Origin of the sequence: Arthrobacter sp. YAF17 (genome assembly GCF_052113365.1) — a bacterium.
Taxonomy (GTDB): Bacteria; Actinomycetota; Actinomycetes; order Actinomycetales; family Micrococcaceae; genus Arthrobacter.
In genome coordinates this window covers 103596-115240 of the sequence record NZ_JBFRDB010000011.1, presented here as the reverse complement: position 1 = coordinate 115240, position 11645 = coordinate 103596, and the positions used below count along the sequence as shown (strand labels likewise).

Annotated in this window: 9 protein-coding genes; 1 reads left to right on the top strand and 8 read right to left on the bottom strand. The window is 69.4% G+C overall.

All coding sequences use genetic code 11. The annotated features are described in order from the left end of the window. Positions 1-186 precede the first annotated feature (186 nt). The 5 genes from AB4Y67_RS10980 to AB4Y67_RS10960 all read right to left on the bottom strand — a co-directional run bounded on the left by AB4Y67_RS10980 (position 187) and on the right by AB4Y67_RS10960 (position 5207). Positions 187-1386: an Ig-like domain-containing protein gene (locus tag AB4Y67_RS10980; protein ID WP_441405801.1), complete on the bottom strand. Its 1200-nt coding sequence runs from the start codon at positions 1384-1386 to the stop codon at positions 187-189. Positions 1387-1542: 156 nt separating this feature from the next. Next, positions 1543-2775, bottom strand: a complete 1233-nt coding sequence (locus AB4Y67_RS10975) for a L,D-transpeptidase (protein ID WP_441405848.1) — start codon at positions 2773-2775, stop codon at positions 1543-1545. Positions 2776-2902: 127 nt separating this feature from the next. Continuing rightward, on the bottom strand, positions 2903-4390 hold the full coding sequence (ahcY, locus tag AB4Y67_RS10970; protein WP_441405800.1) for an adenosylhomocysteinase: 1488 nt from the start codon (positions 4388-4390) through the stop codon (positions 2903-2905). Positions 4391-4504: 114 nt separating this feature from the next. After that, positions 4505-4735 (bottom strand): Trm112 family protein, encoded by a 231-nt coding sequence (locus AB4Y67_RS10965; RefSeq protein ID WP_441405799.1) that lies wholly within the window; start codon positions 4733-4735, stop codon positions 4505-4507. Positions 4736-4817: 82 nt separating this feature from the next. Next, a complete protein-coding gene (locus tag AB4Y67_RS10960; RefSeq protein WP_441405798.1) occupies positions 4818-5207 on the bottom strand; it encodes a DUF3499 domain-containing protein in 390 nt (129 codons plus the stop codon). 106 nt (positions 5208-5313) lie between these two features. On the opposite strand from AB4Y67_RS10960, the gene AB4Y67_RS10955 reads away from it, so the two are divergent. Next, a complete protein-coding gene (locus AB4Y67_RS10955; RefSeq protein ID WP_441405797.1) occupies positions 5314-5850 on the top strand; it encodes a metallopeptidase family protein in 537 nt (178 codons plus the stop codon). Positions 5851-5899: 49 nt separating this feature from the next. On the opposite strand, the gene AB4Y67_RS10950 is transcribed toward AB4Y67_RS10955, so the two are convergent. Genes AB4Y67_RS10950 through AB4Y67_RS10940 form a run of 3 tightly spaced genes read right to left on the bottom strand, consistent with a single transcriptional unit; the run spans position 5900 to position 11614 of the window. Next, positions 5900-7663, bottom strand: coding sequence for a DUF5719 family protein (locus AB4Y67_RS10950; protein ID WP_441405796.1), 1764 nt, complete (start codon positions 7661-7663; stop codon positions 5900-5902). Next, positions 7650-11042, bottom strand: a complete 3393-nt coding sequence (locus AB4Y67_RS10945; RefSeq protein WP_441405795.1) for a glycosyltransferase — start codon at positions 11040-11042, stop codon at positions 7650-7652. Before AB4Y67_RS10945 ends, AB4Y67_RS10950 begins: the two co-directional genes overlap by 14 nt. A 29-nt stretch (positions 11043-11071) precedes the next feature. Beyond that, positions 11072-11614: a WhiB family transcriptional regulator gene (locus AB4Y67_RS10940; protein ID WP_441405794.1), complete on the bottom strand. Its 543-nt coding sequence runs from the start codon at positions 11612-11614 to the stop codon at positions 11072-11074. Positions 11615-11645: the final 31 nt, after the last annotated feature.

Below are 11645 nucleotides of genomic sequence, written 5' to 3'. Positions count from 1 at the left end.
CGTAGGCGTCCGCGCCACCGGCCGGGGCCCGGCAACGCTACATATCTGCTTCCGAGCCTACCTCCACAGCCTCGCCGTGGGCGAGGTGCCACCCCGTGGAGGACGGGGATTCAGTTGCCGGTTTCGGCGAAACCGGCCCCCTGCCCACCGGGGCAGCCGGTTAGGTTCCGGGGAGCGTCCCCGCGGTCAGCGTTTGGCGTACTGCGCCCAGGGGATGTTCCAGTCGCCGAAGCCTTCGAGCGGCTCCACAACCGGAGCCCCGGTGTTGAGGGTCTGGACCACGTCACCGGTCTTCATGTTGTTGAAGAACCAGGCGGCGTCCGCCGGGAGCAGCCCGACGCAGCCGTGCGAGACGTTGAACCTGCCCACCGCACCCCAGGCCGATTCGAGGGCCTGGTGGACGTAGACGCCGGAGCTGGTGAGGCGGTTGGCGTATTCCACCGTCAGGGGCGGGTAGTACCCCTTGTCGCCGGGCTTCAACCCGATGCTGCCGGCGTTGAACTTGGAGTTGCGCTCCTGCTCCATGATGACGGCGAAGCCGGTTGGTGAGAGCCACTCTTTGTCTCCCAGCGTGACCGGCGCTGTCTTGACCAGTTGGCCGTCGAAGTACACCTTCATGGTCTTGGTGATGTCATCAACGACGGCGAGCCGCTGCGGCCCGACCTTGAACGCGACCTTGGTGTCGGAGTTGCCGATCATCTTGTTGCCGAAGTCCACGCCGAAGAGCTTCAGGTCCACGGTGATCTCGCTGTTGGCAGCCCAGAACGCCTCGGGCCTGATCCGGACGCGGCGGTCCGAATACCAGCGCCAGGCCACGGGCTGGCCGGAGGATGCCGTGACGGTGACGGCCTTTTCCATGGCCTCCTTGTTCAGCACGGGCTCGCTGAAGACGATTTCGATGGGCTGGCCGGAGCCTACGGTGGTGCCGTTGAGCGGGTACACCGCGGCATCCGCCTCGTTGGCCTTGGCCACGGTGGCGAAGTTCTGTGCCTTTTTCGTTTCCCGTCCGGCCTGGTCCACGATAGTGAAGCTGTACTTGTACTTCGTGTCGAATTCCAACGGATCCTCGGCGGTCCAGGTCGAGCCGTCCGGGCTCGTGGTCCCCGGGACGCGGTCTCCCCCGGCTGCCGGTACCAGGACGACGTCCTTCACGATGCCGTTGACGGCCTTGACCGAGGGCGTGGCGGCCGGGTTGACGGCCTTGGCGCCGTCGGTGGGGGTGACGCCGAGTTCCACCAGCTTCACGACAGGTGCGGCGAGGCCGGACACGTTCCGCATCGGAGCCGATGACTCTGAAGGCATTTCCGCTTCGGCCCGCCCCGGAGCCGTTGCGATGCCGATCCCGCCGGCTCCGACCGCGGCGCAGAGTGCCAGCACAGCCAGCATCTTTCCGCTTTTCCTGCGGCTCTGGCCGGCTGGTCGGTGCTCGCCGGCTGCGGAATCGCCGCGTCTTGGCCGCATGCCAGGTTCCGTCGTTAACTCGTCCATGTAAGGTCCCCCAATAGTGTCTTTCCGCCGTTCGCTGACCTGCAGCGGGCCATGTCAGTTTGCGTACTGCGCCCAGGGGATATTCCAGTCCCCGAAGCCGTCGTCCACGGCGGCGAAGTCGCCGTCGGTGTTGACAACCTGGACCACGTCGCCGGTTGTCATGTGCTCGAAGACCCACTGCGCGCCGTCCGGCCCCAGGCCAATGCAGCCGTGCGAGAGGTTTGCCAAGCCGAGGTAAGGCATGGCGGAGTCCGTGGCCTGGTGGATGAACTCCCCGCTCGGGGTCAGGCGAGTCGCGAAGTTAACGTCCAGCTGGCCGTAGTAGGCAGGGTCGCCCGGCTTGAGCCCGATCGTGGACGCATCCATGTGCTCCACGCGGTACTTCTCCATGAATACGAGATACCCCCGCGCCGAGGGGAACCGGGTGTCTCCCATGGTCGCGGGCCACTGGCCGACCTTCTGGTCGTTGATGCTGGCCGTAAACGTATGCGCCGCCGCGTCCGCGATGGCGACCCTCTTGTCGCCGATGTGGACGGTGACTTTCTTGTTGAAGTTACCGACCTGCCCGTTGCCGAGCTCCACGCCGAACAGCTGCATGTCCATCGTGATGGTGCTGTTTGCGGTCCAGAAATTCTCCGGGCGGTACCTGACCATCGAGTTGCTGAACCAATGGAAATCCCCCGCCTGCCCGGAGGTGGAGCTAATCTTGATCGCCTTTTCCACGGCGTCCCGGTTCAGGACAGGCTCGCTGAAGGTAATCTGCAGCGGCTGGGCCACTCCGACGCTCATGCCGTCCAGGGGGTAGATGGCGGCGTCGGCTTCGTTGGCGGTGGAGACCGTGCTGAAGGTCCGCGTCACGTTGTCCTTGCGGCCGGCGCCGTCCACCACGGAAAAGGTGTAGCTGTACCGGGTGTTGAACTTCAGCGGTCCAGTCGCCGTCCAACTGGAAGCATCTGCGCTGAGGGTTCCGTCCACGGCGTCACCGGAGCCACTCGTGAGCGAGACGCGGTCAATGCGGCCGTTTATGACTTTCAAGGTGACGGGCGCGGCAGGGTTGACCTGTTTGGCTTCGTCCGCAGGGACGACGTCCAGCTTTGCCGGCGCCACCACCGGAAAGGCGAGTCCCGGCGTCGAGCGTTCCGGCGAGGCGGCCTCGGACGCGAAGGATGCGCGGGCCAGCCCCGGGCCTGCCGCGAACACACCGCCGGCCGCGGCGAGGGCGCAGACGGCCCCGAGCACGGCGAGCTTGCGGCCTGTGCGGCTTCTCGGGGCGTTCACAATACTCAGGTCCTTCCAGACGTTACCTTGAAAGCATAGGTGAGTTTAGGGCGGGAATTGCCGTCGGTCCCGGCACGATCCGGTCACGAATAGGGCCCCGGACGGAAGCCCGGGGCCCTCGTGGCAGTCGCGGTTCCTAGTAGCGGTAGTGGTCCGGCTTGTACGGGCCGGACACCTCGAGGTCGAGGTAGTCGGCCTGCTCCTTCGACAGCTCGGTGAGTTCAACGCCGAGGGCGTCCAGGTGCAGCCGGGCGACCTTCTCGTCAAGGATCTTCGGCAGCACGTAGACCTGCTTGTCGTACTCCCGCTCCCCCTCCGGCTGGTCGCGCTTGGTGAAGAGCTCGATCTGCGCGATCGTCTGGTTGGCGAAGGAGTTGCTCATCACGAAGGACGGGTGTCCGGTGGCGTTGCCAAGGTTCAGCAGGCGTCCTTCGGACAGCACGATGATGGAACGGCTGTCCGCTCCCGTGGCCGCGTCAGCCTCGAAGACCCACTCGTGGACCTGGGGCTTGATCTCGACCTTCTTGATGCCCGGGATCCGGGCCAGCCCGGCCATGTCGATCTCGTTGTCGAAGTGGCCGATGTTGCCCACGATCGCCTTGTCACGCATCCCGGCCATGTGCTCGGCCATGATGACGTCCTTGTTGCCCGTCGTGGTGATGAATATGTGGCCCTCGCCGAGGACGGATTCCAGCTTCGCGACCTGGTAGCCGTCCATGGCTGCCTGGAGCGCGCAGATGGGGTCGATTTCGGTGACGATGACGCGGGAGCCCTGGCCGCGGAACGCCTCCGCGGCGCCCTTGCCGACGTCGCCGTAGCCGCAGACGACGGCGACCTTGCCGCCCATCAGGACGTCGGTGGCGCGGTTGATGCCGTCCGGCAGGGAGTGGCGGATGCCGTACTTGTTGTCGAACTTGCTCTTGGTGACGGAGTCGTTGACGTTGATGGCCGGGAAGAGCAGCTTGCCCTGTTCCGCGAGCTGGTAGAGGCGGTGCACGCCGGTGGTGGTTTCCTCAGTGACGCCAAGCAATCGGGATCCGATGCGGGTCCATTTCTGCGGGTCCGCCTGCAGCGAGGCGCGCAGCACGTCGAGGAAGACGCGGCCTTCCTCGGACTCGTCCTCAGCGGCGGCCGGGACCGCGCCGAGCGCCTCGAAGTCGGCACCCTTGTGGACCAGCATGGTGGCGTCGCCGCCGTCGTCGAGGATCATGTTCGGACCCAGGTCCGGGTTGCTGTCCGCACCGGGCCAGGTCAGGATCTGCTCGGCCGTCCACCAGTATTCCTCCAGCGTCTCGCCCTTCCAGGCAAACACGGGAACACCCTGAGGGTCCTCGACCGTGCCGTTGCCGACCACGACGGCGGCGGCTGCTTCGTCCTGGGTGGAGAAGATGTTGCAAGAGGCCCAGCGGACCTCGGCGCCGAGGGCAGTGAGGGTTTCAATCAGCACGGCGGTCTGTACGGTCATGTGCAGGGAGCCGGCGATCCGGGCGCCCTTGAGCGGCTGACTGGCGCCGAACTCCTCGCGCAGGGACATCAGGCCGGGCATCTCGTGCTCGGCGAGGCGGATCTGGTGGCGGCCTGCCTCGGCCAGGGTGATGTCCGCAATCTTGTAATCGAGAGTCATGTGTTTCCTTCGTTGTGGCCGGCGGGCCCGTCCGGAACCCGGCTGCCTGGGAACGTGCTTATCGGTGGCTGGAAAGTACTTCGGTGCCGAAAGGTGCAGCGATGGGACGGCAGGCTAGCCTGCGGCGGGCTGGCCGGCGTCGTGCTGGAAAGCGGGCGCCGCGGCGGCGGCGGGGAGGAGTTCCGGCGGCAGCAGCAGCGGGATGCCATCCTCGATCGCGTAGCGCAGCTTCTCTCCGGAGGGGCCGGCCGTCGTGGTGACGAGTTCCTCGCCCTCCTGCAGCAACGGCGAACCGGTGACGGGGCATCGCAGGACAGACAACAGTTCGGGACTGATCTTCGGCATGGTGAACGCTCCCTGATGGGCGCCGCAGCAGGCGCCGGTGGCTTACGGATTTTGCAGTTCCCAGCCTACCGCCAGTTGCAGCCTAGGAAGGTTCTCGCAGGACCCGCAGGTGCCCCCGGCGGGTGCCCTCGGCCGGGGCCGGGGCTTCAAGGGCAGCGTGGATGCCGCGCTGGCCCGGGCCGGATTCCGGCGCGGCCGGCCGGGAGGCCGCCTCCCGGACAGCGTTGGCGAGGGCCAGGAGGTCATCAGGGCCGGGTCCTGCCGGGGTGGCGGGCATGGCCAGCCTCAGGACTTCCCAGCCGCGCGGGACGGTCAACGATCCGGCGTGCTGTTCACACAAGTCGTAACAGTGCGGTTCGGCGTAGGTTGCCAGCGGCCCCAGGACGGCCGTTGAATCCGCATAGACGTACGTCAAAGTTGCCACCGCCGAATTGCGGCAGGCTGACCTTGAACAAAGACGAATTGCACCCACGACATCACAGACTACTCCCCCGGGGCCCGGGACGCCGTCCGACGCGCTGACGGCGGGTCGGGCGGGCCATATCGCGTAAACCATTCGCCGGGTTTAGAGTCGAGATATGCAGTCATCGCACCACGATCCGGGGTTTACGGTCCGCTTGGCTGAACCCGCCGCCGGACGCCACGACGCCGGTTCCGCACCATCAGGCACCGGACGCACCGTGACGCCGAGGGGCTTCCGGCAGCGGCGTAGGAACCGGCACGGCCGCGGGCTCCGCGGCGAGATCATGTTGCCCACGCTGCCCGGCTACCGCACGCGTTCGGACCGCTTCGACGACTTCGTCCTGGACTCAGCCGAGCGGCTGCACGACATTTGGGGCAAACCGTTGGACGGCGTCCGCTTCGCCGTCGACGAGATCCCGCCGGGGCTCGAGCAGCTCGTGGCGGACCGGGCTCCCGCCCCGATGGGCGCCTACACCCCCGCGACAGCGGAGGAGGGTCCCGTCATCACCCTGTACCGCCGGGTTGTCGAGCAGGCCTGCGGCACCCGGGAGGAGCTCCAGGACCTGGTCCATGACGTCGTGGTGGAGTACACGGCAGAGATGCTCGGTGTGCCGCCCGAATCCCTGGACCCGGTCTACCGCCGGCGTTACTAGGCAAGCGCGGCCTGAAACCCATTCCCGGAACTGGACGGCCGGGGCCCGGTCAGTAGCCCAGCGTGACCGGGACCTGCTCCTGGCCCGTTGCCCCGGGCGCAATCGCAACTGTGGCGATGTCCGGCCTGCCCTCCTGTTGCAGCAGGACGGCGCCGAAGGCGGGATCTCCAGCGGCGGACACCACGTAGCCGACGATCGGTGAGCCCCCGACGTCGGCAGGGACCTTGATGGAGGCTGTGGTGCCGCCGGCGATGTCGGCGGCTGCGGCCGCGCGGATCTTTCCGTCCGCCGTAACCGGCGTGTAGGAAATCGTCGCCCGGCCGTCGGGAGCGCCGAAGACGAGGTAGCGGTCGCCTGTGCTGGGCACCGGCACGACGTGCTGGCTTCCCAGCCTGGCGGACGCCGCGGACCAGGCGAAGTCGGAGGCATTCTCGGGATCGAGGCCCCTGGTGACGCGGGCCGCCGCGGTGAAGGAGACATCGGAACTGACGGCCACCGTGTAGGACCCCGCCGGCATTCCGGAGAGCGGGACCTCGGTCACGGCTCCGGCCTTGGCCGTGACCACTCCGCCGCCGGGCAAAGCCTTTTGGCCGTCCCGTCCGAACAGCTTAATCGCAGCGACGGCGTCGGCCGACCCGGGCACCGTGATCTGGAGCGCCGGCCCGGCATCTGCGAAGCCGGGCTTCCCGGTGAGGTTCGCCAGCCCGGCTGGGTCCTGGATGTCGACGGCGGAGATCACCTGGCGTACGGCCGGTGCTGTGGCGGGCGCGATGAACTCGACTCCGCCGGGGGTGAGCCCCCGCAGCACACTCTGCTGGATGACCGCGGCCACCGGCCCGCCGGCGCTGCGGACCCGAACGCTGAGCCTCTCCTCTCCCGGGGCGAGCCCGGCCAGGATGACGGCGCGCGTGGTGCCGGGGGCCACGAGGAGTCCGCGGCTGCCCGGGGCCTGGATCTGGGCCTTGGCTCCGAAGAGGTCCAGGCTGACGGTGGCCGGGCTGCCGGAAGTGTTGGTGAGGTTGAGCACGGCCGTCCGGCCGAGCGCGGTGTTCGCGCCGACGAGCCAGAGATCGTTGGCGGGCTGCTGGCACGCCGCTGCCGCCGAACCGCGGAGGTCCCCGTCCTCGGCGGCATAACGCATGACAGCGCCCGCGGAGGCCTGCCTGCCGTCCTGTGAGTCAGCGCTCAGGACACTCACGTCGTCAACGCCCCGCTGGGACACCACGCCGGCCAGTGGGACGGGAGTGCCGTTCGCGGGCCTTGTGGCGGTGCCCGTAGGGCTTGCGGATGCCGGTGTGGCCTTGGCGAGTTCAACCAGGGTGCTGCCCTTGAGCGAGGCAAGGCGGCTGCCGGGCAGGACGCCGGCGCTGGAGCCCAGCACCACGGCATTCACGTCGCTCTTGGCGGTCGCGGACTCCGGGCTGAACTGCGGATCGGTGCCCACGGGAGCGCCTTCTAGAAGCCGCGCCGGCCCCGGGCAGACGCCGATGCTGCTGCCCGCGGGGACCGCCGCCAGCGGAGCCGCGACCGTCCGGCTGCTGCCGGGGCCTTGGGGCGAGAGCGCCGTGGCGGAAACGAGTCCACCTCCGGCGGCGACGAGGACGACGGCGGAGAGGACTCCACCCAGCCGCCCGGCATGCGGCAGCGCCTTCCAGCGTGACAGCAGCGGCGCGGCTGACCGGCGCGCGGACCGGCCGGACCGCTCCGACGTCGGGCCGTTGGGGCTGCCCGCGGTGTCGGGCGCCCCGGCGGAGCTGCCGGCGGTGTCGGGGGTTTCCGGGGCGTTGGTCGCGGGGGTGTCATCCCTGGGCATGGTGATGTTCCTTACGCAGTGAGCCTTCGTCCCTGGAGAGGCCGGTGTTCGGCCGGCGGGCGGGCATGGGGATGGCAAGCAGGATGGTCAAGCCGATGATCACGGCCTGGGCCACGCCCGTCCAGATGGCCCAGTGCGCTTCGTAGCGGAGGCTCAACTGGCCGCCCTGCGCCGGCAGAGTGAAGGCCTGCGCCCAGCCGGACGTGGTGGCGGTGAGGCGGCGGCCGTCGAGCCAGGCGCTCCAGCCCGGATCGGCGCGTTCTGCCAGCACCACGAGCCGGCCCTCCGGCCCTGCGGGAACCGCGGCATCGGCGGACACCGCCGCGGAGGGGACCAGCCCGACGGTGACCCCGGCACCGTCGACGATCCGCACGCGGTGCGCGACGTCGGCCGCCTGGATCACCGGCTGGTTCAGTGGGCTGATACGCCAAAGCCAGCCGACGTCGGTCTTGCCAACAGCGACGAGTCCGGGGACGGCGTCCATGCGGCTCGCGGTGAGCTGGGCCGCGGTGTCGGCGGCCCGCAGGACGACGAAGCCGACGCCGAGCTGCTCGAGCTCTTCGCGCGGGTCGACACCCTGGCCGGCCACGATGGAGGCCACGACGTTGCGGAGCGACGCCGCGACGGCGTCGTCGTCCCGGACGGTTTCCTGCCCCGGTTCCCCCATGATCGGGCGGGCGGCGGCAATCGTGGACAGGGCGTCAAGGGTGGTTCCGGCACCGCGCATGAGCGTGGCGTCGAATGAGCCGTTTTCGCCGGTGGAGATGAGGAGCGTGCGGGATTGTTCCGGCCCCTCGCCGCGGTCGATGGCCGTGGCCGGGAGGGTCCGGGACTCGGCCGGCTGCACGAGTCTCGTCGTGCCGAGGGAGGCAGCGCCGAGCGGGTCGGCGCCGTCGGCTCCGGGTGATGCGGCGGATGCCTCCGTGGCAGGGGCTCCGGCAGCCGGCGTCAGGACGTTTTGCGCGGCCCACACTGTGAGGCCGGCGAGCGGTCCGGCCAGCAGGAGGACCATGGCGGTGACCGCGGTGGTGCGGAGCAGGATCCTGCGGCCCGCCGCCGCGGCAGCGGCACGGTCGGCGGAGTCCAGCAGTCCCGCCGCGCCGACCAGCGCCGCGCCCAGGATGGCGAAGGCGGCGGCCGATACGGCCGGTCCCGTGAAGGCGGTAACCATGACGTCGGCGCTGGCTCCGGTGGCGACCTGGCTGCTGAGCCACCCGCCGGCCAGCAGCAGGAGGGCCGCCGTCCAGAACGCGCGGGCCACCCGCGGCGGCCGGCCGGGGAGGAACAGCGCTGTGACGGCCAGGAGCAGGACGGGCAGGCCGACCAACAGCGCCAGCAGGAGCGCCCACGGCACGGCGGAGTCCGGGCCGAACAGCGGGAGGCCGGTGAGGCCGCCCCCGGCGGCGAAGCGCAGCGGCTGGCCCAGAGCCTGCTGCCAGAGCGGTGCGGCGTCAAAGGCCAGCGGCAGGCCGGGGTCCGCGAGCACGGCGCGGGGACGGTCAAGAGTGGAGACCAGGAACGGCACGAACAACGCAAGGCTGGGCAGCAGCGCCCACCATACGGTGCGGCCGCGGCGGCCAAGAAGAGTGCCGCAAAGTGCCACGAGCACGACGGCGGGCAGCAGCAGCGAGGGGGCTGCCGCGGTGACGACGGCCAGCGCCAGGCCGGCTGCTGCGGCGGCGGTCCAGGACGGTGTGCCGTTGATTCCGGGCTTGGCCGGGGGCGGTTCGGTGAAGCGCCGCTCCCCGGGGGCCGGAACGGCGTAGCGGCCGCGTCCTGCTGCGGAGCCGGTGGCCCGCAGCAGGGCGAGCACCAGCAGCGGCATCATCACGTGGACAAGAAGGGCACCCACGCGGCCCTGGTTGAGTGCCACCTGGAGGGCAGGAGCTCCGGCCCAGACGAGGGCGGCGGCCAGGCGCAGGCGGCGGCGCTGCGTCAGGGCGCCGGCGGCGAACCAGGCGCCGAGGGCGGAGAGCGGCATGGCCAGAATCAACAGCCAGCCGAGCGAACTGTTGGCGTTGCCGGCACCGAGGACGCCGAGAACCCACAGTACGTAGCCGAAGGGGTCGCCATGGCCGGGAAGTCCCGCTCCAAGGGTGATCCACCAGCCGGAGGCATGGCCCCAGATCTCCCCCAGCCGCGGCGAAACCGGAATCATCGCGCCGCCGGAGACTGCCCCGGCCCGGAACAGACTCAGCAGGCCGATCAGGGAGGCGGCGGTGGTGATCAGGATGGCGAGCAGCGCGCCGTTGCCCACCCAGCCCCGCTCCGAGGTCGTGAGGGCTGCGAAGTCCTCAGCCGAGTCGCCGGTCGGTTGCTCCGCCAGCGGGTCGTTCCCGGTAAGGCCTTCCCCGGAGTCGTCGGATCCGAGGGCCTCCATCAGAGAGCGGCGATGGGCCCAGACCTCACGCCGCGGAGTCTGCAGCCCTCTAATCACCGAACGCCGGATCCGGCGGGTCCGGGCTGCGTTGCGGCGGCCGCGGAACACGGCCGCGGGACGTCCAAGCGCACCGAACGTGGCCAGGAGCTGCGAGAAGCCGTGGCCCGGATCTTTGACCGCGATGCTCAGGACCAGCTTGAACAGGCTCCCGAGCAGGGCGCCGGCGGCGTGCAGCGGCACCTTCCACGCGGAGGAGTGCTTGAGCCGCAAGTGCACCTGGGCCTTGCGGGCCGCCGTCGCGTTGCCCAGGGCGTTCGGACGGTGTGTGACGTGGTGCATCCGGGCGCTGGGGACCACCACCACGCGGTGTCCGGCCAGCCGGTTCCGCCAGCAGAAGTCGACGTCGTCGCCGGTGCCCGGCAGGGCGGGGTCGAAGCCGCGGAGGTCCTCCCAGACGTCGCGGCGGACCAGCATGCCGGCGGAGTTGACGGCAAAGGTGTCGCTGCGGCCGTCGTACTGTCCCTGGTCAAGTTCGTCGGCGTCGATGAGGGTCAGCCGTTCCGCCCAGCGGCTGGTGGAGAGTCCGACGTCGATCAGCCGCCTCTCGGAGTGCCAGTCCAGCTGCTTGCAGCCGGCCACGGTGACGGACGGCGCGCGCTCCACGGCATGAAGAAGCTCGGCAAGGGCTTCCGGGGCAGGGGCCGCGTCGTCGTGCAGCAGCCAGATCCATTCGGCTGCCGGTGCGGCGGCAGTACCGTCGCCGCCGCCGTCCCGCCCGGGGGCCAGTGCGCTGAGTCCGGCCTGCACCGCAGCGCCCATACCGCTGCGGGCCTGGTTGAAGACGGTGACGTTGGCTGTGCCGAAGGCCTGCTCGAGGAGGGCCGCGGAATGGTCGTGGGAACCGGTATCAACCCCGATGCAGGTGTCCGCGGGCCGGGTCTGGGCCGCAAGCGCAGCGAGTGTCCTGGGGAGAAAATCACCGCCGTCGTGGGAAACCACGACGGCGGTGACTCGTACTTCCTGAAGAATTAGATCGCTCGCTTCCTAAGCCGGCGCCGCTCGCGCTCGGAGAGGCCACCCCAGATTCCGAAACGCTCGTCGTTGGACAGGGCGTACTCGAGGCACTGCGAGCGGACGTTGCACGCCCCGCAGACCTTCTTGGCGTCGCGGGTGGAGCCACCCTTCTCGGGGAAGAATGCCTCCGGGTCGGTCTGTGCGCACAGCGCGTCTGTCTGCCAGCCCAGTTCGCCTTCATCGTCGAAGTCCTGCTGGGAGGGCAGCCCGATCCATACCGGCTGCGCGGTGGTTCCCGAATGGAGGGTCTGGAGCTCCATCGGCGGATCGGAAAGATCGTTGTCCTGGTCCGGACCGGCCAGAAGTTCGTCGTGCGCCGCAAGGAAGGCAGTCGCCTGGTCCTGCAGCGAGTCGTTGGTGTGTTCGTTGTACCGGTCCGCGGCGTCCGGATCGGCCGGATCTACATACCAGTCACTCGGCACCCCGCGTGAACGGTATTTGGCCGTGGCCTGCCCAGCAACGACGGCCTCTTCATGGATACGCTCTGCTAGCCCCATTGGCGTTCCCTCTCTGATTTTGCAGCCTATG

What these genes read in the sequence shown, in the direction of transcription:
- AB4Y67_RS10980 (WP_441405801.1), bottom strand. Translation starts at nt 1,386, where the DNA reads ATGCTGGCTGTGCTGGCACTCTGCGCCGCGGTCGGAGCCGGCGGGATC.
- ahcY (WP_441405800.1), bottom strand. Translation starts at nt 4,390, where the DNA reads ATGACTCTCGATTACAAGATTGCGGACATCACCCTGGCCGAGGCAGGC.
- AB4Y67_RS10965 (WP_441405799.1), bottom strand. Translation starts at nt 4,735, where the DNA reads ATGCCGAAGATCAGTCCCGAACTGTTGTCTGTCCTGCGATGCCCCGTC.
- AB4Y67_RS10955 (WP_441405797.1), top strand. Translation starts at nt 5,314, where the DNA reads ATGCAGTCATCGCACCACGATCCGGGGTTTACGGTCCGCTTGGCTGAA.
- AB4Y67_RS10950 (WP_441405796.1), bottom strand. Translation starts at nt 7,663, where the DNA reads ATGCCCAGGGATGACACCCCCGCGACCAACGCCCCGGAAACCCCCGAC.
- AB4Y67_RS10940 (WP_441405794.1), bottom strand. Translation starts at nt 11,614, where the DNA reads ATGGGGCTAGCAGAGCGTATCCATGAAGAGGCCGTCGTTGCTGGGCAG.